We start from the raw sequence: 23,700 nt of genomic DNA, 5'->3' as shown, positions 1-23,700 counted from the left end.
CGGGGGCAGGCGTTACGAACGGACGGGTCTCATATCGAGCCGCTCATCAGTCTTCGCTCATGATCAGTTCACGGGCCGTTCTGCCTGTTCTCTATGGTGTGATCGTGCGCTGCTCCGGGCCCTCCGGATGAGGGACCGAGCCGGTCGGATCGTGCGAGGTACTGCTCCAGTTCGCTCGCGTCCACGCTCTCGCGCGTCCGAAACGCCCTGCCGAACGCGCGGCGCTTGACCGCGAGTTCGTAGCAGTCGACCGCGTTGTGGAGCCACGCTCCCCGTCCGGGACGAACGGCACGCGGATCTACCGCGAGGACGTTCGAGTGGAGGACCAGCCTCAGAAGAGAGGCCCGGGGAGCGCGCAAACGGCAGCCGACGCACGTTCTGACGGGTTCCACCCTACTCCCTCCCCTCCGAGACCGCTCCCCCGTCGAGCCGATGCGCGCGGATCACTCCCCGTCCATCACCGAATCGGGCTGGATGTCGATCTTCGCGCCGGTGAGCTTGGCGGCGAGCCGGGCGTTCTGGCCCTCTTTGCCGATGGCGAGCGAGAGCTGATAGTCGGGGACGAGCGCCCGGACGGCCTTGAGGCTCTGATCGATCACGAACGCGCTGGTCACCTTGGCCGGTGAGAGAGCGCTGGCGACGAAGGTCGGCAGGTCGGAGGAGTAGTCGACGATGTCGATCTTCTCGTTATTGAGTTCAGCGGTCACCGCGCGCACGCGCTGGCCGAGCTCGCCGATGCAGGCGCCCTTGGCGTTCACACCGGGCTCGGTCGCGCGAACGGCGATCTTGGTCCGATGACCGGCTTCGCGGGCGAGCGAGACGATTTCGACCACGCCGGATGCGATCTCGGGGACCTCGAGCGCGAACAGCTTGCGCACGAGCGACGGGTGGGTGCGGGACACGTGGACCGAGGGGCCCTTGGGCCCGCGGCCAACGCTCGTGACGTAGACGCGGATCCGGCGCCCGTGGCTGTAGTCCTCGCCGGGCACCTGCTCCTCCGGCGAGAGGATCGCCTCGATCGAGCCGAGGTCGACGTGGATCATCCGCGGGTTCGGGCCCTGCTGAATGACTCCGGCGACGATATCGCCCTCGCGGCCCTTGAACTCGCCGAGCACGTGCTCATCGGCGATGTCGCGCAGGCGCTGATTGATGACCTGCTTGGCGGCGAAGGCGGCGATGCGGCCGAAGTCGCGCGGCGAGTCCTCGGCCTCGCCCACGACGGCGCCCTCGTCGTCGTACTCGGGCACGAAGACCGAGACGTGGCCGGTCTTACGGTCCAGGTGCACACGGGCGGCGACGGCGGTGGCCTTGTCGGCGTCGTCGGCCTGGCCGATGTGCTTGAGGTAGGCGGTCAGGATCGCCTGCTCGATGATCTGCACGAGTTCCTCGAACGGGATCTCGCGCTCGCGCTCCATCAGTCGCAGAACGCTCAAGTCGATGTCCACGGGCGGGCCTTTCTCTCTATTCACTTGGATCCAGCGGTGGTGACCGCGGACGTTCGCCCCGGGCTCACACCCGGATCAGCGATCCAGGGTACCCGACGCGGCCGCACGGTCCACCCGCACACCCGGAAGCGGTGGGAGGAACGGGAGGAGTGGCAGAGGGCGTCGTGAAAGATCCGACAGGACGCGCCCGGTGCGGCGTCCGAGAGAACACAACGATCAGGAACCGACCGTTCCTGCCCGTTGAGCTAGCCTTCTCCACCTTGTGGAGTGCAGGAGGCGGCGATCGTGGCAGCGAGTCCGACGTCGGGTCGGTTGCTGTCGAGGTTCCAGCTCTCCTTGCCTGCGATGGAGGTGCGGCCGAGGAAGTGACAGCTGAACTGGTCGTGGAGGTTGTTGTGATCGAGTCAAGACCGGTCGCCCTTCTCCAGGGCTTCTCCCCAGGCGGCCTCGTTGGCGTCGGGGCCTACGGCGAGCTGGTCGCGTCCGTAGTCCGTGGGGTAGACCTGCGCGGTGGGTCCCCGCTGCGGGTCGCCCTGTACCCACGTGACGTGATCGATGAGGTCTTGACCGAACCACGAGTCCGCGACCAGAGGGAAGGCGATACCGGGTTGAGAGAGGTCGACGATCTGAGTGAGTGTCGTGCCAGCGATGTCGTAATGGGTAGGAATACTCGTTCCGTTCGCGTCGCGGGCCCAAGCGGCCTTCACGCCTCCGCTCCAGAACCCGACCGCGTCGAGCACGCTGACTGTGCCGCTGTCATTGGCGTGCAAGCTCGATCCGACAGGAAGATCGAGGTTGTCACTGTGGGCGTGAGGGGCGGAACTGCTCCCTATGACGGTGTTGACAGCAACGGAGCCGTCGGTGTGCGTGACGGCGACCGTGGACGTGCTGTTGCGGTTGTCGTAGACAGTCACGCCCGCCTGTTGTGTCGGGGCTGCGGTGGCGGTGTCGGCGAACGGTGCGCTGACCGTGACAGGCGCGGTGCTGTCCGTTCCGAACGCAAGCAGAGGCGCGTTGCTGACAACGCTCTTCTGTTTTGACCCCCGCGGAGACGGAGTGGGCGTGGCTGTGTTGGCCAGCGCGTCGGGGGATGCAGACGCGAGAGCAGCCACTTCGTCCGGGGTAGGCGGCTGTGCAGCAGATGCTGCGGCGGCGAGAGCAGTGGTGGAGCTGACTCGGATGTTCGGGTCCTGCCGGGGCGCCGGTTTCATCACCGTGGTGGCCAGCGCGATCATCTCGCTGCGTCGGGCGGAGTGGGACGGGCACGAAAGCTCTCGCCGCGCGCCCGGGAGGACGGCGGCGAGGGCTCTCGCAGGGGTGTCAGGCGCCCAGTCGGACGAGAGCCTCGGCGACGGGGAGCTGCTCGCGCTCGCCGGACCGGCGGTCCCAGAGCTCGACGATCCCGTCGGCTGCACTCCGCCCGGCGATGACGATCACGGGCACACCGATCAGCTCGGCGTCGCCGAACTTGACGCCCGGCGAGACCTTCGGTCGGTCATCGATCAGCACGTCGCGGCCGGCCGCCTCCAGCGAGGCGCCGACCGACTCCGCGAGCTGCAGTGCCGCCGCGTCCTTGCCAGTCGCGATCACGTGCACGTCGAAGGGGGCGACGTTCGCGGGCCAGAGCAGGCCGCGGTCGTCGTGCGTGGCCTCGGCGATGATCGCGAGGATACGGGTCACGCCGATCCCGTAGGAGCCCATCGTGACGGTGATGAGCTTGCCGTTCTCATCGAGCACCTTCAGGCCCAGGACGTCGGCGTACTTGCGGCCGAGCTGGAAGACGTGGCCGATCTCCATGCCCCGGGCGGTCTCGATCGGGCCGGAGCCGTCGGGCGCCTCGTCGCCGGTGCGCACATCCGCGACCTCGATGGTGCCGTCGCCGTGGAAGTCGCGACCCGCGACCAGGTCGAGCACGTGCTGCCCGGACACGTTGGCCCCGGTGATCCAGGCGGTGCCGTCGACCACCCGCGGGTCGAGCAGGAAGCGCACGCCAGTCGTGGACTCCTCGCCCAGAACCGCGCCCTCCGACGACCACGGGCCGATGTAGCCCTTGACTAATCCGGGGTGCTTCGCGAAGTCCTCGGCCGTCGCGGCCTCGACCTCGGCCGGCGCGAAGGCCACCTCGGCCCGCTTGAGGTCGACGTCGCGGTCGCCGGGCAGGCCGACGATCACGAGCTCGCGGGTGCCATCGAGCGCGGTGAGCGCCAAGACCACGTTCTTGAGCGTGTCCGCCGCGGTCCAGGCGCGGCCGTCGGGGCGGGGCTGGGTCGAGTTCGCCAGGTCGACCAGAGTCTGGATGGTCGGGGTGTCGGGTGAGTCGAAGACGCGCGCCTCCGGCTGACCCTCGACGGGCAGCGCCGCAGGGACGGGGGTTCGGTACGCCTCGACGTTCGCGGCGTAGCCACCGGCCGAGCGGACGAAGGTGTCCTCGCCGACGGGGGTGGGGTGCAGGAACTCCTCGCTGCGCGAGCCGCCCATCGCGCCGGCGTCGGCCTGAACGATCACGTACTCCAGCCCTAGGCGCGCGAAGATCCGCTCGTAGGCGTCGCGCTGGCGCTGGTAGCTCGCATCGAGCCCGGCGTCGGTGTAGTCGAAGGAGTAGGCGTCCTTCATCGTGAACTCGCGGCCGCGCAGGAGGCCAGCGCGCGGACGCGCCTCGTCACGGTACTTGTCCTGAATCTGGTAGATCGACAAGGGCAGGTCCTTGTAGGAGGAGTAGAGGTCCTTGACGAGCAGCGTGAAGAACTCCTCGTGCGTCGGGGCCAGCATGTAGTCGGCGTCCTTGCGGTCCTTCAGCCGGAACACGCCGTCGCCGTACTCCGTCCAGCGTCCCGAGAGCTCGTAGGGCTCGCGGGGCAGCAGAGCAGGGAAGTGCACCTCCTGGGCGCCGGCCGCCTCCATCTCCTCGTGGATGATCCGCTCGATGCGACGCTTCACCCGCAGGCCCAGCGGCAGCCAGGCGAAGACGCCGGGCGCCTGGCGGCGGATGTAGCCCGCGCGGACAAGGAGGCGGTGGCCCGCGACCTCGGCGTCGGCGGGGTCCTCCCGGAGCGTGCGGACGAACAGATGCGAGAGACGGGTGACCACGAGGGACGATCCTATCCGCTGCACTCCCGCGGCTCGCGATGCGCCGGAGCGCCTCAGCCCGGGATGCGCGAGAAGACGACGGCGCCGCCCGTGCCGTCCAGCAGGACGTCGTCGGGAGTCCCTCCGATCGCCATCGGACCCGAGAGGAGCGCTCGGAGTCGGATCGCCTCGGGGCTCGGCGCGTCGGAGCAGGCGTCCGATCCGGTTACCTCGCCGCCCGGAACCAGCACGCCGCCGTCGATCCGGTACGTCGCGCTGACCACCAGGCAGCCAGTACCGACGACCAGGGTGGGCGCCCCGCCGATGCGCTCGGAGCGGAGGCGAACGCGGGCGTCCTCGACCCAGGCCGTGTACGGGGTCTCCCCTTCGGCCGCGGTCAGCACCCAGCGGTCGCAGCCGAACGGATCCTGCGGAGTCCGGCTGTCGATGCACTCCCCGGCCTCGGACGACGGACCGCTGCGGAGCGCGGCGACTCCGGAGGCGAGGAGCGCCACGGCGACGACGCCGAGAGCGAGACGCAGAGCGGGACGGACCACGTCGATCCGCCCCGCGCCGACTTAGTTCGCGCCGACGGAGACGACCGGGGCTCCGGTCGACGTATCGTCCGCGGGCATCTCGGCGGCCAGGCGGTTGGCCTCCTCGATCAGGGTCTGCACGATCTCGGCCTCGGGCACGGTCTTGATGACCTCGCCCTTGACGAAGATCTGGCCCTTGCCGTTGCCGGAGGCGACGCCCAGGTCGGCCTCGCGCGCCTCACCCGGACCATTGACGACGCAGCCCATGACGGCGACGCGCAGCGGGACGCTCATGCCCTCGAGGCCGGCGGTGACGTCATTGGCGAGGGTGTACACGTCGACCTGCGCGCGGCCGCAACTCGGGCAGGAGACGATCTCGAGCTTGCGCTCGCGGAGGTTCAGGGACTGCAGGATCTGCAGTCCGACTTTGACCTCCTGCGCCGGCGGGGCCGAGAGGGACACGCGGATGGTGTCGCCGATGCCCTCGCCGAGCAGGATGCCGAAGGCGGTGGCCGACTTGATAGTGCCCTGGAACTCCGGGCCCGCCTCGGTGACGCCGAGGTGCAACGGCCAGTCGCCGCGCTCGGCGAGCTGGCGGTAGGCCTTCACCATAACGACCGGGTCGTTGTGCTTGACCGAGATCTTGAAGTCGTGGAAGTCGTGCTCCTCGAACAGGCTCGCCTCCCACACGGCACTCTCGACGAGGGCCTCGGGGGTGGGCTTACCGTACTTCTGCAGGATGCTCGGCTCGAGCGAGCCGGCGTTGACGCCGATGCGGATCGAGACGCCCGCGGCCTTTGCGGCGGCAGCGATCTTCCCGACCTGGTCGTCGAACTTGCGGATGTTGCCGGGGTTCACCCGGACCGCGGCGCAGCCGGCGTCGATGGCGGCGTACACGTAGTTCGGCTGGAAGTGGATGTCGGCGATGACCGGGATCTGGCTCTTCTTCGCAATGATCGGCAGCGCCTCCGCGTCGTCGCGGCTGGGGACGGCCACTCGGACGATGTCGCAGCCGGAGGCGGTCAGCTCGGCGATCTGCTGAAGGGTCGCGTTGATGTTCGTGGTCGGAGTGGTGCACATCGACTGGACGCTGACCTGCGCGTCACCGCCCACGAGCACCTTCCCGACCTTGATCTGGCGGGACTTGCGGCGGGGGGCGAGGGTCATGGGGACCTTGGGAAGACCCAGATTCACTGCTGGCACGCGCCCCATCGTACGCGCGCCGCGGGACCCCCCGTCCGCTCGCCGCGTCTTCCCAGGCGGCACCCGACCCGGAGGGGAGACCGAGGGGCGATCGAGTCCCGTCGCGCCTCGCTCGGGCGAACGGATCTGCAGGAGAACGTTCGATGTGCAGGACCCCGTTCGATCTGCAGGACCCCGTCCGATCTGCAGGACCCCGACGGCTGAGAGCGCTCCCAGTCGCGTCGCTGGAATCCGGGAAGCCGAATCCCCTGCACATCGCACCTCGCCACCCCAGCCCATCACGCCCGAGCAGGGAGCGACCCCGTGAAGCGAGCGAAACCGGCTGGAGTCCCCCCAGGGTGACAGGACGAATCGCTTCCGGCGAAGGATCGGCGTGGCAGGTCAGAACAGCGTGATCGGTTTCACGATGTCGGCATACATCAGAAGGACGCTCATCCCTCCGAGCACGAGCACGACGACGTACGTCAGCGGAAGGAGGCGCGCGATGTCGACGGGGCCGGGGTCGCGGCGTCCGAAGAGCTTGGCGATCCGGCGGCGCAGGCCCTCCCAGAGGGCACCCGCGATATGTCCGCCGTCCATCGGCAGGAGGGGCACCAGGTTGAACACGAGCAGGGCGACGTTGAGGGAAGCGAGGACGCCGACCATGGTCTGCACCTTCGAGACGATCGGCAGCTGATCGGAGGCGGCGATCTCGCCTGCGATGCGGCCCACTCCAACGACGCTGATCGGGCCGTTGGCGTCGCGCGCCTCCGAGCCGAACGCCGCCTGAGCGACGTCGATGAGGCGCTGCGGCAGATTCAGGATGACGTGGGCGACGCTCGTGATGTTCGACCAGACCGTCTCGGGCACCGCCGTGACCGGCTGCTGAGCGAGTCCCGAGGTGGGCGAGATGCCGATGAAGCCGACCGTCTGCGTCCGAAGTGCGCCGGAGCTGTCGGTGACGGCCGCGCCGTTCGGGTCGGTGACCGCCACCTCGTTCTCGGCGGGGGTGATGGTGAGGGTCAGCGAGCTGCCGTCGCGGACGACCGAGACGCTCAGCGGTACTCCTGCCGAACGCTGAATGATCGGAGTCAGATCGTTCCAGGTGCTCACCGGAGTGCCGTCGATCGCCGTGATCGTGTCACCGGGCAGGAGTCCCGCGGCAGCTCCGGGGGCGAGCGGGTCGTCGGCGGTGCAGGTCGCGGTTGCGCGCTGCGACTCCGGGACCACGCACTGCGACACCGCGGCGAGGGTGCTGGTGCTCTGCGGGATGCCGATGCCGCAGAGCAGGACGGTGAAGAGGACCGAGGCGATCACGAGATTCATGAAGGGCCCGCCTGCCATCACGATCACGCGTTTCCACACGGGGAGGCGGTAGAAGGCACGGTGGTCCTCGCCCTCGCCGATCGTCTCGGCGCTCGCTGCACGGGCTTCGTCGATCATGGACGGCCGCTTCGACGCGCGCTTGTCCGACGATTCGTACCCGATGCCCTGGAACATGCCGACCGGTGACTCCGTGACGGGATCCCCCGGATGCTTCGGCGGGTACATCCCGATCATCGCGATGTAGCCGCCGAGCGGGATCGCCTTGACGCCGTACTCGGTCTCGTCGCGGCGCCGGGAGAAGAGCGTCGGACCGAAGCCGATCATGTACTGAGTGACCTTGACGCCGAACAGCTTGGCCGGGAGCAGATGCCCGACCTCGTGCAGCGCGATCGAGAGGGCGACGCCGACGGCGATGATGACGACGCCGAGGACGAAGAGCAGCACGGATTCCACCGACTCACTGTAGGCCGGAGCCGGTCGCCCGCGCTGGGGTGCGCCTGCACGGATGCACTGAGCCGTGTGTACCCGCGGGTCGAACGCACAACGTCAGCTGAGAGCGCACCTCAGCCGCGATGGTGGATGAGGAGCACTCTCAGCTGACGTTACGGCGTCGCGTCAGCCCCGAGCGATCCGCTCGTCCGCTGTGCGGCGCGCCCACTGCTCCGCTGCGGCCAGCGATTCCCGGGTCAGCGCGCCGTCGACGCTGTGCGCGTCGACCACGGCCTCCACCGTCTCGAGGATGTCGAGGTAGCCGATCCGGCCGGCGTGGAAAGCCTGCACGGCCTGCTCGTTCGCGGCGTTGAAGACGGCGGGGTAGGAGGCGCCGGCCTCGCCGACGCGCTTGGCGAGGCGCACGGAGGGGAACGCCTCCTCGTCCAGCGGCTCGAAGGTCCAGCTGTGCGAGCGGGTCCAGTCCAGCGGCACACCGACTCCGGCGACGCGGTGCGGCCAATCGAGGCCGAGCGAGATCGGCAGGCGCATGTCCGGCGGCGACGCCTGGGCGATCGTCGAGCCGTCCACGTACTCGACCATCGAGTGGATCACCGACTGCGGGTGCACAGTGACGTCGATCCGGTCGTAGGGCACGTCGAAGAGTAGATGCGCCTCGATCACCTCGAGGCCCTTGTTGACCAGGGTCGAGGAGTTGGTGGTGACGACCAGGCCCATGTCCCAGGTCGGGTGCGCGAGTGCCTGAGCGGGGGTGGCATCGCGGAGGGAGGCGCGGTCGCGGCCTCGGAACGGCCCGCCCGACGCGGTCAGCACGAGCCGCCGCACCTCGCGGTGCTCGCCCGCGAGGAGCGCCTGAGCGATCGCGGAGTGCTCGGAGTCGACGGGGACGATCTGACCGGGGGCCGCGACGGAGGTGACCAGCTCGCCACCGACGATCAGCGACTCCTTGTTGGCGAGGGCGAGCGTCCGCCCCTCCTCGAGCGCGGCAAGGGTCGGCCCGAGGCCGACCGAGCCGGTGATGCCGTTGAGCACCACGTCCGCGTCGACCGTGCGGATCAACTGCTCGGCCTCCTCGGCGCCGAACGCCGTGTGCTCGACACCGAACGCTCTCGCCTGCTCGGCGACCACGGAGCGGTTGGAGCCGGCCGCGAGGCCGACGACCTCGAACCGCTCGCGGTTCGCGCCGATGACGTCGAGGGCCTGCGTGCCGATGGACCCGGTCGAGCCGAGGATGATGACCCTGCGCATCCGCCCATCCTGGCACGGAGCGCAGGGCGCTTCCCGGTCAGCTGACGGCGAGGATGTCCACCACGAAGACGAGGGTGTCGGTCCCGCTGATCCCCGCGTTCTGGTTGCCCTGGTCGCCGTAGCCCTTCGCCGGCGGGATGGTGACGAGGACCTGCGAGCCGACGGTCTGGCCGACCACCGCCTCCTTGAAGCCCTCGATCACGCCGCCCGTGCCAAAAGCGGCAGGAGTCGGCTTGCCCCAGCTCTGGTCGAACACCGTGCCGGTGCCCCAGACGACACCCTGGTACTGCACGATCAGCTGGTCGCCGTCGGCCACGGTCGCTCCGCTCCCCTTCTTGAGCACGGCGAGCTGCAGGTCGGCGGGCGGGTCGGTGGAGGGAATCGTGACGGTCGGCGCCCCGTCCTCGGCGAGCGCCACCGTCGGCAGCCCGTCGACCGGAGGCTGCGGCTCGCCGTCAGCGGCGCTCGGCACGATCTGCTCGACGTCGATAACCATGACGATCGAGTCGGTCGCCGCGATGCCGAACTCGCTCTGCCCGGCGTCGCCGAACGCATCGGCCGGGGGCACGACGGCGATGACGCGCGAGCCGACGCTCGCGCAGTTCACGGCCTTCACGAGCCCGGCGAGGTACTGGTCGGTGTCGACCTCGAAGGCGGCCCGGCCGCCCGAGGCGTAGCTGCTGGCCGAGAACTCGGCGCCACTGCTGCCGTTGTAGAGGGTGTAATCGACCAGAACGGTGTCGCCCTCGGCGACCTCGGCACCGGTGCCCTCGATCGCGACGGAGCGCTCGGTGGCGTCCACGCTGATCGGGCTCGGGAACACGGTGACCGGCTTGGTGCCGAAGTCGCCGCTGGTCTGTACCGCCGCGGTCGCCTCCCCCTCGCTCGCGCAGCCCAGCGGAGTCGCGGAGGCGGTCGGCGCCGCGTCCGGCGCTCCGGGGGTGCAGGCCGCTAGGCTCAGAGAGGCGCCGAGGACGGCGAGGATCGCGAGGGTTCTGCGCACAGGAGCACCTTTCTGACCGGCGGCGGCCGGCAACGTTCGGGGATCAGCACCCATCCTGCACGGCGCGCCTCGCAACGCGCTGGGTGCAGGCCCGCCGGGGTCCGAGGCCTACCATCGGGGCATGCGTGAATTCTCGGTCCCCCAGTCCCGAGAGCTCGTCACCGAGCTCCCCGGCCCGCGCTCCGTCGCCCTGCAGGAGCGCCGCGTCGCCAGTGTCTCCCGCGGGGCTGGGACGCTCGCGAACATCTATATGGACCACGCCTCGGGCGCCGTCCTGGTCGACGTCGACGGCAACCGTCTGATCGACCTCGGCTGCGGAATCGGAGTCACGACCATCGGTCACGCGCACCCCGCAGTCGCCGCCGCCGCGGCCGCGCAGGCCGAGAAGCTGACGCACACCCTCTTCACCGTCACTCCGTACGAGAACTACGTCCGCGTCGCCGAGAAGCTCGCCCAGATCACTCCCGGCGACTTCGAGAAGCACTCGATCCTGGTCAACTCCGGAGCAGAAGCGGTCGAGAACGCCGTCAAGATCGCCCGCAAGTTCACCGGCCGGCGCGCAATCGCGACGCTCGATCACGCCTTCCACGGCCGCACCAACCTCACGATGGCGATGACCTACCGCCCCTGGCCGGAGCGCGCCGGCATGGGCCCCTTCCCTGGCGAGATCTACAGCCTCCCGATCAGCTACCCGTTCCGCGACCCCGAGGGCATGACGGGCGAGGAGGCGGCCGAGCGCACGATCGACTCCATCACCACGCACATCGGCGCGCAGGAGTTGGCCGCGCTCTTCGTCGAGCCGATCCAGGGCGACGGCGGCATCATCATCCCGGCGCCGGGCTACTTCCGCCGACTGTCCGAGTTCTGCACCGAGAACGGCATCGTGTTCGTCGCCGACGAGATCCAGGCCGGCATCGCCCGCACCGGCACGTGGTACTCGATCGAGCACCACGGAGTGGTCCCCGACCTGATCACGACCGCCAAGGGCATCGCGGGTGGCTTCCCCCTCGCCGCCGTCACCGGCCGCGCCGAGATCATGGACGCGGTGCAGCCCGGCGGTATCGGCGGCACCTTCGGCGGCAACCCGGTCTCGACCGCGGCCGCGCTCGCGACCTTCGAGGCCATCGAGTCCGAGGGCCTGCTCGAGGAGGCGCAGCGCGTCGAGCGCCTGCTTCAGGCGCGGATCGGCGACTGGGCCGAGCGCTTCGCCGTCGTCGGCGAGGTGCGCGGCAAGGGCGCCATGTGGGGCGTCGAGCTCGTGCACCCGGGCACGAAGAAGCAGTACCCGGAGGCGCTCACCGCGATCCTGAAGCACGCCACTACGAACGGCGTGATCGTGCTCGACGCGGGCAGCTGGGACAGCGTGCTGCGGATCATGCCGAGCGTCGTGATCAGCGAAGAGCTCATCGACGACGCGGCGAGCGTGATCGAGGAGGCGCTCGCCCAGTTCGGCTGAGCCATAGCCGGTGCGGCATGAAGGCGCCGGTATCTTCGTCGGAATGCGGATCGACGACGACCACGAGAGGCCGACTCCCCCGGGGATCGGCCTCTCCGCGCGCGTGGCGCGCCTGTCCCTCGGCGGCATCGGTCGGCTGGTCTACCGCCCGATCGTGCAGGGCCGCGACAACGTGCCGGCCGAGGGCCGCGTGATCCTCGCCAGCAACCACCTCTCCTTCATCGACTCCCCGGTCCTGACCCTGCTCGCGCCAAGGCCCGTGCAGTTCCTGGCGAAGGCGGACTACTTCACGGGCACCGGCGTGCGCGGCGCCCTCTCGCGGGCCTTCTTCACGACCGTCGGCGCCGTCGCAGTCGAGCGCGGCGCGGGCCAGGCAGCTCAGGAGGCGCTCGATCTCGGCCGGGCGATCCTGGAGCGGGATGAGGCGTTCGCCGTCTACCCGGAGGGCACCCGCTCCCGCGACGGGCGTCTCTACAAGGGCCGCACCGGAGTGGCGTGGCTCGCCCTCACGACGGGTGCGCCGGTTGTCCCCGTGGGCCTGATCGGCACGCAGGAGTTGCAACCGGTCGGCACGCGGGTCCCGCGCCTGCACCGGATCACGGTCCGCTTCGGCGCACCGCTGGACCTCTCGCGGCACGGCTCGGCTGACTCCGGCCGGGCCCGCCGGCATGCAACCGACGAGGTGATGGCCGCCATCCACGCGCTCTCCGAGCAGGAGCTCGCCGGCGCATACAACGAGTCACCGCCGACGACCACGGTCGAGCGGATCCGCCGTGCGCTCCCGCACGAGCGCCGCTGAGCGTCAGCGCGCGAATGCCTCCGGCTCGTGCCCGACGGGGAAGTTCACCGAGTTCGCGATGAAGCACAGCCGGGACGCCTCGGCGTGCAGCGTCTGGGCAAGCTCGACCATCGACTCTTCGGCGACCGTCACGCGCGGCCGGAGGGTCACCGAGGTGAAGTGGCCGCTCTCCCCCTCGTGAACCATCGCGCCGATCGCGTCGTCCGAGTAGCCGGTGACGACGACTCCGTTCTTCACGGCCACGTGCAGGTAGGAGAGGAGGTGGCACTGCGCGAGCGCGGCGAGCAGCAGTTGCTCCGGGTTCCAGCGGTCGGCCTCCCCCCGGAAGGGCGTGTCGGCCGAGGCCAGGATGGGCGCTGGGCCCTGTGCCGTCACGGTGAGCTGGCGCCCGTACTCGCGGTATCCGCTCGTGCCGGTTCCCCGATCGCCCTCCCAGACGACGGACACCGCGTACTTGTGCTCGGACGTCATCAGGGCTCCCCTTCACTGGCGGTGGATCAGGCCGCTCGCGCCCATCTGGACCTCTGGGTGTCGGAGCACCGCGGGTAGACTTCGAGGACCATGACAGACACGCTCGCCCCCCAGGTTCCCACGTCCGCAGTCCCCCAGGAGCGGCGCGTCGCGACCGAGATCCCCGGGCCGCGATCCCGGGCCCTGCACGAGCGCCGCCTCGCCGTCGTCCCCACCGGAGTCGGCACCGCGCTCCCCGTCTACATCGACCGCGCGCACGGCGCGATCCTGGTCGACGTCGACGGCAACAGCTTCATCGACCTCGGCGCCGGCATCGGCGTGACGACGATCGGGCACACCGACGACTCCGTCGTCGCAGCCGCCGCCCAGCAGCTCGCCCGCCTCACGCACACGCTCTTCACCGTCACTCCCTACGAGCCGTACATCCGCGTGGCGGAGCTGCTCGCCGAGCACACCCCCGGTGACTTCGCCAAAAAGACCGTCCTGGTCAACTCCGGTGCGGAGGCGGTCGAGAACGCCGTCAAAATCGCTCGCAAGCACACCGGGCGCCCCGGCGTCGCGGTGCTCGATCACGCCTACCACGGCCGCACCAACCTCACGATGGCGATGAACTTCAAGGCCCTGCCGTACGGCCTGGGCTTCGGACCGTTCGCGAGCGACGTGCACCGCGCGCCGAGCTCGTACCCCTACCACGACGGCCTGTCAGGAGCAGAGGCCGCTCAGCGTGCCATCTCCTACCTCGACAAGACGGTCGGCGCCTCGGCCCTCGCCTGTCTCGTCGCCGAGCCGATCCAGGGCGAGGGCGGCTTCATGGTCCCCGCCGAGGGCTTCCTGCCCGCGCTGCAGGAGTGGTGCACGGCCAACGGGATCGTCTTCGTCGCCGACGAGATCCAGTCGGGCATGGCCCGCACCGGCGCCTGGTTCGCCAGCGAGCACCTGGGCCTCGTCCCCGACCTCGTCCTCTCGGCCAAGGGCATCGCCGGTGGCCTCCCGCTCGCCGGTGTGACCGGCCGCGCCGAGATCATGGACTCGGCGCAGGCCGGTGGGCTCGGCGGCACCTTCGGCGGCAACCCCGTCGCTGCGGCGGCCGCGGTCGCGGTCTTCGAGCGCATTGAGCGCGAGGGCCTGCTCGCCGAGGCCGACCGGATCGGCGCCCGCCTCGGCACCGCGCTGCGCGGCCTGCAGGAGCGCTACGACATCATCGGCGAGGTGCGCGGCATCGGCGCGATGATGGCGATCGAGCTCGTCCAGCCCGGCACCGCCGCCACCACCAAGGAGCCGAACACCGCGGCCGTGCAGGCGATCATCGACTACGCCGCGCAGCACGGAGTCCTCGTGCTGAGCGCCGGCACCTACGGCAACGTCGTCCGCTTCCTGCCCAGCCTCGCCCTCACCGACGAGCTGCTCGACGACGCGATGTCCGTCATCGCCGACGCCTTCGCCACTCTCTAGACGCGATCCACCGAGAGCCACCGGGGAGCGACACTTCGCTCGCCGGTGGCCCTCAGCGTTTCCGGGCACGGGACCGGTCGCCGCATCGGGCAGGATGGGGGGATGCCTGCAGGAACCTTCACTGTCGCCGAGTCCGTCGAGCTGGCGGTCGTCGAGCGCTCCGGGTTCGTCGAGTCCCGCCATGCCGGCTCCGCCGTGCTCCTGGACTCCGAGGGCCGCGTCGTCCGCAGCCTCGGCGCTCCGACTGCCCCGGTCTTCCCCCGCTCCTGCCTGAAGCCGTTCCAGGCCCTCGCGGTGATGACCGCCGGAGTCGAGCTGACCGGCGCGGAGGCGGTCATCGCCACCGCGAGCCACGCGGGCATTCCCCAGCACGTCGCCCTGGTGCAGAACCTGCTCTTCCGCGCCGGCCTGGACCACACCGCGCTGCAGTGCCCGGCCGACTGGCCCGGCGACTCCGCGACCCGTGCCCAGCTGCTGCGCGCGGGGGCGACTCCGGACGCGCTCTTCATGAACTGCTCGGGTAAGCACGCGGCGATGCTGCTGGCCTGCGTGCAGAACGACTGGAGCACCGAGGACTACCTTGAGCGGAGCCATCCGCTGCAGCAGCACATCGTGGACACGATCGAGCGCCTGACGGGCGAGCGCGTCGTCGCTACCGGGATCGACGGCTGCGGTGCTCCGGTGCACGCCCTGCCCCTGACCGCCCTGGCCAAGGGGATCTCGCGGATCGTCTCCTCCTCCCCCGCCTCGCCCTTCGGCCTCTACCGGCAAGCCGGCGTGCTCACCGCCGCGATCCTCGAGAACGCCTGGGCGATCGATGGACCGGGCCGCGACAACACGGTGGTCATCGAGCGCCTGGGTCTGGTCGCCAAGCTCGGTGCCGAGGGCGTGCTCGTGATGGCCTCACCGGACGGCACCACCGTCGCACTGAAGATCCTCGACGGGAGCCTGCGCGCGGCGACCGTGGTCGCGCTGAAGCTCCTCGTCGAGGCGGAGGCGGTGGACCGCACCGCGGCGAACGAGGTGCTGGTGCGGCTCAACCCGGTCGTCTCCGGCGGCGGGCGCCCAGTCGGAGCGATCCGCGCCTCCTACGTCTGAGCGCCCTCGCGCCTCCCCGTGCTACTGCTCCCGCGCGAGGCGTTTCGCCCGCGCCGCTGAGGACACCTGCGTGACCACCACGACGACGATCGCCAGCACGAACACCGCCGACGCGATGACGTTCGCCTCCGCCGGGATCCCGCGGGCCGCCGCGATATAGATGTACTTCGGGAAGGTGGTCACCGATCCGGAGTTGAAGTTCGTGATGATGAAGTCGTCAAAGCTGAGGGCGAACGAGAGCAGTGCCGCGGCGAGGATCCCGGGCAGCAGCAGCGGGAAGGTGATCCGCCAGAAGACCTGGTGGGGCGACGCGTACAGGTCGCGTCCCGCCTCCTCCAGCGTCGGGTCAAGGCTCGCGACCCGCGCCTTCACCGTGACCACCACGAAGCTGATACAGAACATCGTGTGCGCCAGAACGACCGTGACGAGCCCCTTCTCGGCGCCGACGCTGAGGAACTGCGCGGCCAGGCCGGCGCCGAGCACGACCTCCGGGGTCGCCATCGGAAGAAACAGCAGCAGGCTGATCGCCGAACGGAACCGGAAGCGGAAGCGCACGAGGGCGATCGCGATCATTGTGCCCAGCGCGGTCGCCAGCACAGTCGCGATCACGCCCACGAGCAGGCTGTTGCCGAAGGCGGTCATCACGTCCTCGCTGCTCCACGCCGATACCCACTTATCGAGGGTGAAGCCGCGCCAGGCGAGATTGCTCTTGCCCGAGTCGTTGAACGAGAAGACGAAGGTGTAGCCGATCGGGATCAGCAGGAAGATCAGGGCGAGCGCTGTGTAGACGCCGAGCCCGAGGCCCCCGAAGCGCCTCCGGCCACGAATCGGACTGGGAGCCGGTGCACCGAGCGCCTCCTGGGCGCTGGCGATCGGACGATCGGCCGTCGCGGTCACAGGAGGTCCTCCGTTCCACTGCGCTTCACGTAGAAGCCGACGATGACCAGGATCACGGCCATCAACACGATCGAGAGCGCGGCCGCCGCCGGGTAGTTCTCGAGGGTGAGAAAGTTCGCCTCGATCGCGTTGCCCACCATCGAGGTCTGCGATGAGCCGAGGAAGTCGCGGCTCGCGTTGATGTAGTCGCCCGCCGCCGGGATGAAGGTCAGCAGCGTGCCCGACACGATGCCCGGCATCGACAGCGGGACGGTCACCGTCCAGAACACCGAGGCGGGGTGCGCGTAGAGGTCGGAGCCGGCCTCGAGGAACCGCACGTCGAGCCGCTCGAGCGTCGTGTACAGCGGCAGCGTCATGAACGGGATGAAGTTGTAGGTGATCCCGAAGATCACCGCGATCGGCGTGCCGGTGAGGTGGCCGTCGCTCGGGAGGATCGCGACGGTCTTGAGCGCCTGCACCAGCGGGCTCTCGTCGGCCAGGATCTGCTTCCACGCCAGGGTCCGCAGCAGGAAGCTGATGAAGAACGGCGCGATCACGAGCGTCAGGAGGAGATTCTGCACCAGCGGCCACGGCCGCGCCGTGACGCCGATGAAGTAGGCGAGCGGATAGCTGATCACCAGTGCCAGCACCGTCGCGATCAGTGCGTAGCCGAAGGAGCGGAGCACGTGCGGCCAGTAGTCCGCCATCACCGCGAGGTAGTTCTGCCAGGCGAATCCCGGCGCGTACTCACCGATGTCGCCGTCCGGCACCTCGGCCTGGAACGAGGTGAGCACGAGCGAGATGAGCGGTGCGAGGAAGAACAGCAGCATGTAGGCAATGCCCGGCAGCAGCAGGATCAGCGCGACGCTCGAGCGCCGACGGACCGGTGCGGCCTTCGGGGTCGCCGACCCGGTCGCGAAAGCGGCGAAGGCCATGCCTACGCCGCTCCGCTGCGGCCGGCGAACAGCCCCCGTCGCCGCACGGCAATGGCGCTGGTCGAGTCGTCCGCCGCGAAGCGCGGGATCGCGCCCGGCTCGTCCGCCAGGCCGAAACCGTGCTCGGTGCTGAAGCCGACCCACACCTGCGTACCCTCGCCAACGACAGGCCCGAAGACCATGTTTTGCGCGAAGACCACCACCGGCCCCACGCCCGGCATCTGGATCGTGTACTGGGTGCTGACTCCGCTGAAGGAGACGTCGGTCACGCGCCCGGGCCCGAGCACGGTGCGATCCGAACTCGTCGGCGGCTCCTGCGTCAGCAGCAGCAGCAGCTTCTCGGGACGAACGCCCACGGTGATCTCGCCGGTCGTTCGGGCGCAGCGCGCCGTGGGGACCACGATGCGGTGTCCACCCGCGTCCACCGTGATCGCCCGATCGGTGCTGCCGACCACCTCGCCGGTGAAGAGGTTGGACTGACCGAGGAAGTTCGCGACGAAGGCGGTGCGGGGCAACTCGTAGAGCTCCTCCGGCGCCCCCATCTGCTCGATGCGGCCCTTGTTCATCACCGCCACCGTGTCGGCCATCGTCATGGCCTCCTCCTGGTCGTGCGTGACGTGCAGGAAGGTGAGGCCCACCTCCCGCTGAATCGACGTGAGCTCACGCTGCATCTGGCGGCGGAGCTTGAGGTCGAGAGCGCCCAGCGGTTCGTCGAGCAGGAGCAGCGCCGGCCGGTTGACCAGGGCTCGGGCCAGGGCGACCCGCTGCTGCTGGCCGCCCGAGAGCTGCGCGGGGCGCCGCTGGGCGAGGTGGTCGAGCTCGACCAGCCGGAGCGCCTCGTGCGCCTTGCCGACCGGGTCGGCGATCTTCCGCCGCTTCAGCCCGAAGGCGACGTTCTCGAGGATCGACAGGTGCGGGAACAGCGCGTACGACTGGAACACCGTGTTGACCGGCCGTTGGTAGGTCTTGGTCTCGGTGACGTCGCGACCGCCGATGAGGATCTGCCCGGCCGACGGTTCCTCGAGTCCCGCGATCAAGCGCAGCGTCGTCGTCTTGCCGCATCCGGAGGGTCCGAGCAGCGCGAAGAAAGAGCCCGCCGGGATGGTGAGGTCGAGCGAGTCGACGGCGGCGAAACCCGGGTACTGCTTGCTGATCCCGACCAGCTGGAGGTCGGCGCCGCTCTCGGCGAAGGTCCCGATCGCCATCAGATGCCCAGGAGTACCTTCTGGAACTCGGCCTGGTACTCCTTCTCCTCCGCGGCGGTCAGGGTGCGGAACACGTGCGCCTGTGCGAGCGTGTCCTCGTCGGGGAAGATCAACTGGTTCTCGGCCAGCTCCGCGTCGATACTCTCCATGACGTCCTTCGCTCCATCCACGGGGGTGATGTAGTTGACCCAGGCAGCCACCTCGGCGGCGACCTCGGGCTCGTAGTAGTAGTTCATCAGGGCTTCGGCGTTCGCCTTGCGCTGGGAGCCCATGGGCACGACGAAGGTGTCGTTCCAGAGCGCGCCGCCCGAATCGGGGAAGGCGAACTCCCACTTGTCGCCGGCCTCGGCATTGATCAGAGTGACGTCGCCGGACCAGCAGATCGCCGCGAGGGTGTCCTCGTTCTGCAGGTCGTTGAGGTACGCGTTCCCCTTGATGTTGCGGATCTGACCGGCATCGACCTGCTCGCGGAAGACATCGATCGCGTTCATGTACTCGTCGTCGCCCCAGGAGCCGGCGATATCGGTCCCCTGCGCGAGCATGATCAGCCCGATCGTGTCGCGCATCTCGCTCAGTACGCCTACCCGGCCTCGGAGCGAGGGGTCCCAGAGCTCGTCGATGCTGGACAGGCCGTCGGGCAGCTTCTCCTTGTTCCAACAGATCCCCGAGAATCCGGCCTGGTACGGGAGGGAGAGCTTGCGGCCAGGATCGAAGTCGGGGTTCGCCAGGGAGGGGGTGAGATTGGCGATGTTCGGGATGTTGGCGTGGTCGAGTTCCTGCACGTAGCCGCGACGGACCAGCCGCGACACCATCCATTCGGTGAGGCAGACGGTGTCGGCGCCGATGTACTGCCCGAGGGCGAGCTGGTCCTTGACCTTGCCGTAGTACGTGTTGTTGTCATCGACGGCGACGTTGTAGGTGACCGAGATGCCGCTCTGCTCCTCGAAGCCCTGGAGCGAGGGGTAGTTCCCGTCGTCGTCCTCGTCCATGTAGGCGGGCCAGTTATCCCAGACCAGTTGCGGGTCGCCCGCAGAGCCGTCGGCGGCGGCGGTCGGAGCGGCGCGGGTCTGCGCAGCGCAGGCGGCCAGAGCGAGCGTGCTCGCTCCGAGGCCAATACCGCCGAGGACCGCTCGACGGGAGAGGACCGCCCGGCGCTCGCGCTCGTGCGAGCGAGCCACCGCGATGGCCCGGCGGAGGACAGGATCCCTCGGGAGGGGACGGGTCATAGCGGGGGCTCCTGACTGCGTCGAGGCTCGGACCTCGAGGGCCGAATGTGGGGAAATACTGGCACAGCGCTCGTCCGCCTGTCACGGCGAACGGAGGAGAACACTCATCCGGAAACATGATCGTCACGACATCCGCACCCGGACGACGTGGACACCACTGATTCGGTTCCCGAGCGCCGATACGGTCAGCGGGTGACGCTCGGGCGCCCCGACCCGCCAGCGGAGCCGTCGACGCGCTCGACGGCCATCTCGACGGAGGAGAGCAGGATCCGGCTGCCGAGCTTCGCCCGGTACCGCCGGCCGGCTTCGAGCGGGAGCGGCGCCTGAGTCGGCGCGACCAGGATCGAGCCGTTCGCCGACCAGCGGTCGCGGACCCAGAGCCCGCCCTCGTCGAAGCCGAACTCGAGGTGGGTCTTCGAGAGCGAGCGAGACGGATCGGGAATCGCGAGGATGTGCCGGAAGGTCTCGTTGGGGTCGGGCAGCGGCTGGCGTCCGATCAGGCCGTTGCCGGTGACGATCGCGTGCTGCCCGGTGGCGAAATCGAGGCGCACGAGGCCCTGCGAGGGCGGCGCCATCGGAGCGCCGGGGGCGGGGCGCCGATGCCTGCTGGGGGCCAGGCCCGGCAGCCAGGCACGACGGGACGGGTCCAGGACCGTCGTGTCGCCGGAGGAGGAGGGCCGGAAGCCACCCGTCGTGGCATGCGCCGCCACCGACGAACCGCACTCGCCGCAGAGAATCGCCCCGGGAGCGAGAGTGGAGCCACACGTGCTGCAGATCACCGAGAACGCCCTTCCTCTCCCCATCGTACCCAGCCCGAGCGCCGGGACCCCTGAGCCGCCCGATCCCGACGCGAACCGGCCGGCGGCGGTGCACGCCATCTCGTCTCAGATGGGGATGCCCGTCTCCTCGTCGCCGGTGACGGCGAGGACGTCGACGACGATCACGGTGACGTTGTCGCGCCCGCCGTTGCTCAGTGCCGCGTCTACCAGCGCATCGGCCGCCTCCCGTGCGGAGTACGTCCCGGCGAGCAGGTGGCCGACGCCTGCGTCGGTGAGCTCCTTCGTGAGTCCGTCGGAGCAGATCAGCAGGCGCGATCCCGCGAGGACGGGGACCAGGCGGTAGTCGGGAATGGGCGCCTCGTGGAAGCCGACCGCGCGGGTGATCATATTGCTGTGCGGATGCACGTCCGCTTCGTCTCGCGTGATCAGGCCCGCGTCGACCAACTCTTGGACGATCGAGTGGTCGACGGTGAGCTGCACGAGGCTGCCGGCGACCCTGAGGTAGACGCGAGAGTCGCCGATATTGAAGACGGACCAGTAGGGCTCGCCGCCGATCGCGGTCAGCGCGATACCGGTTACCGTGGTGCCGGTGCCGCTGTCGGCCGTGTGCGACTGCCGGGCGATGTCCCCGACGGCTTCGCGCAGCGCCCTGTCGATCTCCTCCGCCCCGACGGTTGCGCCCAGGGCTGCAGTCGAGAGGCGCGAGACGACAGCGTCGCTGGCGACCTCTCCGGCCGCGTGCCCGCCCATGCCGTCGGCCACCGCGAAGACGGGACTCTTGGCGAGGTAGCTGTCCTCATTCGCACTGCGGACGAGGCCGGTCTCGGTGCGAGCAGCCCAGCCGAGGGTCACCTCGGCGGACGGGGTGTCCGAGGTCCAGGCCGAGACGGGAACAGTGACGGATGCACGGCTGCGGCCGATCTGCGTCATCGCGTCTCCTCGCTCCCGCCCGGTCCGGTCACGAGCCGTCGGGCTGTCCGGATCGCTCGTGCCTTCCGGCACGCAGCCGCCTCCCGATGCTAGTCGCTGCCGGCTCTCGACCAAGGGGGTGACGGCCGTCGCGCCACGGTTCGTCACGCGCGCGAGATGGCACTCTCGATCGCCCGCCCGACCGATCGCCCGACCGCCCCTCGAACCACCGATTCCACCGCTGCGGCACCTCGGCGGATGCGGATTCACTTGCCCACCCCCTCCTCGACTGCCAGAATCACCGCATGAGCCCTTCCCGCCCTCCGTCTCAGCGTCCCATTCAGCTCGACGAGGTCTCGAAGGCGATCATCGAGCAGCTGCAGGCCGACGGGCGGCGCTCGTACGCCGAGATCGGCAAGGCGGTCGGCCTGAGCGAGGCGGCCGTGCGGCAGCGGGTGCAGAAACTCACCGAATCGGGAGTCATGCAGATCGTCGCGGTGACGGATCCCATGCAGCTCGGCTTCTACCGCCAGGCGATGATCGGCGTTCGCGTCACGGGCGACACCCGGGACGTGGCCGATCGGCTCGCCTCGATCCCCGCTGTCGACTACGTCGTCCTGACGGCCGGATCCTTCGACATCCTCGCCGAGGTCGTCTGCGAGAACGACGACGACCTGATCGCCCTGCTCAATCAGGAGATTCGTGCACTGCCCGGCGTCCTCTCGACCGAGACTTTCGTCTATCTCAAGCTTCACAAGCAGTTCTACAACTGGGGAACGCGGTAACCGATGACCACCGAGACAGCTTTTTCGACCTCCGGCCTCGAGTCGGGCGATCCCGTCCGCGGAACCGACGCACCAGGGGGGATCGATGACGCCTCGCTGCAGAAGAAGGCGAAGGACCACCTCTGGATGCACTTCACCCGCCAGTCCACGATGGACTCCGGAGCGGGCGTCCCGATCGTGACGCGCGGCGAGGGCCACCACATCTGGGACAGCACTGGACGCAAGTACTTCGACGGCCTCTCCGGCCTCTTCGTCGTCAATGCGGGCCACGGCCGCCGCCGGTTGGCGCAGGCGGCGGCGAAGCAGGCCTCGGAACTCTCGTTCTTCCCGCTGTGGTCGTACGCCACCCCTTCGGCGATCGAGCTGGCCGACCGCCTCGCCGACTACGCGCCGGGCGACCTCAACCGCGTCTTCTTCTCGACCGGCGGAGGCGAGGCCGTCGAGACCGCCTTCAAGCTCGCCAAGCACTACTGGAAGTTGCAGGGCAAGCCCGGCAAGCACAAGGTGATCTCGCGCTCGGTCGCTTACCACGGCACTCCGCAGGGAGCCCTTGCCATCACCGGCATTCCCGGTATGAAGTCGATGTTCGAGCCGCTGGTCCCGGGCGGCTTCCGCGTGCCCAACACGAACTTCTACCGGGCGCCCGAGCACGGCGACGATCTGGAGGCATTCGGTCTCTGGGCCGCCAATCGCATCGAGGAGATGATCGAGTTCGAGGGGCCGGACACGGTCGCCGCCGTGTTCCTGGAACCCGTGCAGAACTCGGGCGGCTGTTTCCCGCCGCCTCCCGGCTACTTCCAGCGGGTGCGTGAGATCTGCGACAAGCACGACGTGCTGCTGGTCTCGGACGAAGTCATTTGCGCGTTCGGTCGCATCGGCCGCATGTTCGCCTGCGACGAGTACGGCTACGTTCCGGACATGATCACCTGCGCCAAGGGGATGACGAGCGGCTACTCCCCCATCGGCGCGACCATCGTGAGCGATCGGATCTACGAGCCCTTCCGACACGGCCAGGTCGTGTTCCCGCACGGTTATACCTTCGGTGGGCACCCCGTCTCGGCAGCAGTCGCGCTCGAGAACCTCGACATCTTCGAGGAGGAGGGTCTGAACGAACGCGTCCGCGAGAACTCGCCCGTCTTCCGCTCGACACTCGAGAAGCTCCTCGACCTGCCGATTGTCGGAGACGTGCGCGGCGACGGCTACTTCTTCGGCATCGAGCTGGTGAAGGACAAGGCGACGAAGGAGACGTTCGACGAGGACGAGTCGGAGCGGCTGCTGCGCGGATTCCTCTCGAAGGGGCTCTTCGATGCTGGTCTGTACTGCCGTGCGGACGACCGCGGGGATCCCGTCGTGCAGCTGGCTCCTCCGCTGACAATCGGTCCGAAGGAGTTCGATGAGATCGAGCAGATCCTGCGGGCCGTGCTGACCGAGGCCTGGTCGCGTCTCTAGAGTC

22 protein-coding genes and 1 pseudogene are annotated in these 23,700 nt (G+C 69.3%); 6 read left to right on the top strand and 17 right to left on the bottom strand.

The features are described from left to right. Positions 1 to 68 precede the first annotated feature (68 nt). The 10 genes and pseudogenes from C5D07_RS09135 to C5D07_RS09090 form a co-directional block, all read right to left on the bottom strand. Positions 69 to 392, bottom strand: a complete 324-nt coding sequence (locus C5D07_RS09135; protein ID WP_084415910.1) for a YlxR family protein — start codon at positions 390 to 392, stop codon at positions 69 to 71. Positions 393 to 443: 51 nt separating this feature from the next. Next, entirely contained in the window at positions 444 to 1,445 is a 1,002-nt protein-coding gene (gene nusA / locus C5D07_RS09130) for a transcription termination factor NusA (protein WP_068253939.1), read from the bottom strand. Positions 1,446 to 1,690: 245 nt separating this feature from the next. Next, positions 1,691 to 1,834 (bottom strand): annotated as a pseudogene (locus C5D07_RS16430) (DUF2599 domain-containing protein); the annotation flags it as partial. 15 nt (positions 1,835 to 1,849) lie between these two features. Then, complete coding sequence (locus tag C5D07_RS15365) at positions 1,850 to 2,680, bottom strand: hypothetical protein (protein WP_146076658.1); 831 nt, start codon at positions 2,678 to 2,680, stop codon at positions 1,850 to 1,852. Between the two features lie 85 nt (positions 2,681 to 2,765). Beyond that, complete coding sequence (locus tag C5D07_RS09115) at positions 2,766 to 4,532, bottom strand: proline--tRNA ligase (RefSeq protein WP_068253942.1); 1,767 nt, start codon at positions 4,530 to 4,532, stop codon at positions 2,766 to 2,768. A 53-nt stretch (positions 4,533 to 4,585) separates the two neighbouring features. Beyond that, positions 4,586 to 5,068 (bottom strand): hypothetical protein, encoded by a 483-nt coding sequence (locus C5D07_RS09110; RefSeq protein WP_068253945.1) that lies wholly within the window; start codon positions 5,066 to 5,068, stop codon positions 4,586 to 4,588. 21 nt (positions 5,069 to 5,089) lie between these two features. Next, positions 5,090 to 6,250 carry a flavodoxin-dependent (E)-4-hydroxy-3-methylbut-2-enyl-diphosphate synthase gene (gene ispG / locus C5D07_RS09105; RefSeq protein WP_181026329.1) on the bottom strand — a complete coding sequence of 387 codons (1,161 nt, stop codon included), beginning with the start codon at positions 6,248 to 6,250 and terminating at the stop codon, positions 5,090 to 5,092. A 381-nt stretch (positions 6,251 to 6,631) separates the two neighbouring features. Next, the gene (locus C5D07_RS09100; RefSeq protein ID WP_211286370.1) at positions 6,632 to 8,008 is read right to left on the bottom strand and encodes a M50 family metallopeptidase; all 1,377 of its coding nucleotides are present in this window, start codon (positions 8,006 to 8,008) and stop codon (positions 6,632 to 6,634) included. Positions 8,009 to 8,170: 162 nt separating this feature from the next. Beyond that, complete coding sequence (gene dxr / locus C5D07_RS09095; RefSeq protein ID WP_104259195.1) at positions 8,171 to 9,253, bottom strand: 1-deoxy-D-xylulose-5-phosphate reductoisomerase; 1,083 nt, start codon at positions 9,251 to 9,253, stop codon at positions 8,171 to 8,173. Positions 9,254 to 9,290: 37 nt separating this feature from the next. Beyond that, a complete protein-coding gene (locus C5D07_RS09090) occupies positions 9,291 to 10,256 on the bottom strand; it encodes an FKBP-type peptidyl-prolyl cis-trans isomerase (protein WP_068253956.1) in 966 nt (321 codons plus the stop codon). Between the two features lie 121 nt (positions 10,257 to 10,377). On the opposite strand from C5D07_RS09090, the gene C5D07_RS09085 reads away from it, so the two are divergent. Beyond that, the gene (locus C5D07_RS09085) at positions 10,378 to 11,712 is read left to right on the top strand and encodes an aminotransferase class III-fold pyridoxal phosphate-dependent enzyme (RefSeq protein ID WP_068253959.1); all 1,335 of its coding nucleotides are present in this window, start codon (positions 10,378 to 10,380) and stop codon (positions 11,710 to 11,712) included. Between the two features lie 43 nt (positions 11,713 to 11,755). Continuing rightward, positions 11,756 to 12,511, top strand: coding sequence for a lysophospholipid acyltransferase family protein (locus C5D07_RS09080; protein ID WP_068257381.1), 756 nt, complete (start codon positions 11,756 to 11,758; stop codon positions 12,509 to 12,511). A gap of 3 nt (positions 12,512 to 12,514) precedes the next feature. Here the strand turns inward: C5D07_RS09080 and C5D07_RS09075 are convergent, their stop codons facing one another. Continuing rightward, positions 12,515 to 12,982 (bottom strand): OsmC family protein, encoded by a 468-nt coding sequence (locus C5D07_RS09075; RefSeq protein ID WP_068253961.1) that lies wholly within the window; start codon positions 12,980 to 12,982, stop codon positions 12,515 to 12,517. Positions 12,983 to 13,072: 90 nt separating this feature from the next. Between C5D07_RS09075 and gabT the strand changes: the two genes are divergently transcribed. After that, positions 13,073 to 14,434: a 4-aminobutyrate--2-oxoglutarate transaminase gene (gene gabT, locus C5D07_RS09070; protein WP_068253964.1), complete on the top strand. Its 1,362-nt coding sequence runs from the start codon at positions 13,073 to 13,075 to the stop codon at positions 14,432 to 14,434. Between the two features lie 102 nt (positions 14,435 to 14,536). Next, positions 14,537 to 15,532, top strand: a complete 996-nt coding sequence (locus C5D07_RS09065; protein WP_068253967.1) for an asparaginase — start codon at positions 14,537 to 14,539, stop codon at positions 15,530 to 15,532. Between the two features lie 21 nt (positions 15,533 to 15,553). Here the strand turns inward: C5D07_RS09065 and C5D07_RS09060 are convergent, their stop codons facing one another. From C5D07_RS09060 to C5D07_RS09035, 6 genes are all read right to left on the bottom strand, one after another. Continuing rightward, positions 15,554 to 16,360, bottom strand: coding sequence for an ABC transporter permease (locus tag C5D07_RS09060; protein ID WP_237358270.1), 807 nt, complete (start codon positions 16,358 to 16,360; stop codon positions 15,554 to 15,556). 65 nt (positions 16,361 to 16,425) lie between these two features. Next, entirely contained in the window at positions 16,426 to 17,343 is a 918-nt protein-coding gene (locus tag C5D07_RS09055) for an ABC transporter permease (RefSeq protein WP_068253970.1), read from the bottom strand. A 2-nt stretch (positions 17,344 to 17,345) separates the two neighbouring features. Continuing rightward, positions 17,346 to 18,548 (bottom strand): ABC transporter ATP-binding protein, encoded by a 1,203-nt coding sequence (locus tag C5D07_RS09050; protein ID WP_104259193.1) that lies wholly within the window; start codon positions 18,546 to 18,548, stop codon positions 17,346 to 17,348. Further along, positions 18,548 to 19,774 carry an ABC transporter substrate-binding protein gene (locus C5D07_RS09045; RefSeq protein ID WP_084415912.1) on the bottom strand — a complete coding sequence of 409 codons (1,227 nt, stop codon included), beginning with the start codon at positions 19,772 to 19,774 and terminating at the stop codon, positions 18,548 to 18,550. Before C5D07_RS09045 ends, C5D07_RS09050 begins: the two co-directional genes overlap by 1 nt. Positions 19,775 to 19,959: 185 nt before the next feature. After that, positions 19,960 to 20,553 carry a hypothetical protein gene (locus C5D07_RS09040; RefSeq protein WP_146076659.1) on the bottom strand — a complete coding sequence of 198 codons (594 nt, stop codon included), beginning with the start codon at positions 20,551 to 20,553 and terminating at the stop codon, positions 19,960 to 19,962. Positions 20,554 to 20,658: 105 nt separating this feature from the next. Further along, a complete protein-coding gene (locus C5D07_RS09035) occupies positions 20,659 to 21,483 on the bottom strand; it encodes a PP2C family protein-serine/threonine phosphatase (protein ID WP_068253979.1) in 825 nt (274 codons plus the stop codon). 284 nt (positions 21,484 to 21,767) lie between these two features. On the opposite strand from C5D07_RS09035, the gene C5D07_RS09030 reads away from it, so the two are divergent. Together C5D07_RS09030 and C5D07_RS09025 are read left to right on the top strand one after the other, a co-directional pair. Continuing rightward, entirely contained in the window at positions 21,768 to 22,247 is a 480-nt protein-coding gene (locus C5D07_RS09030; RefSeq protein ID WP_068253981.1) for an Lrp/AsnC family transcriptional regulator, read from the top strand. A gap of 3 nt (positions 22,248 to 22,250) precedes the next feature. Further along, positions 22,251 to 23,696 (top strand): aspartate aminotransferase family protein, encoded by a 1,446-nt coding sequence (locus C5D07_RS09025; RefSeq protein ID WP_068253984.1) that lies wholly within the window; start codon positions 22,251 to 22,253, stop codon positions 23,694 to 23,696. Positions 23,697 to 23,700 lie beyond the last annotated feature (4 nt).

The sequence above is a fragment of the Rathayibacter tritici genome (genome assembly GCF_002932875.1).
Classification (GTDB): domain Bacteria; phylum Actinomycetota; class Actinomycetes; order Actinomycetales; family Microbacteriaceae; genus Rathayibacter; species Rathayibacter tritici.
Note: the sequence above shows the minus strand (reverse complement) of the source record. Positions and strands in the feature narration are given on the sequence as shown.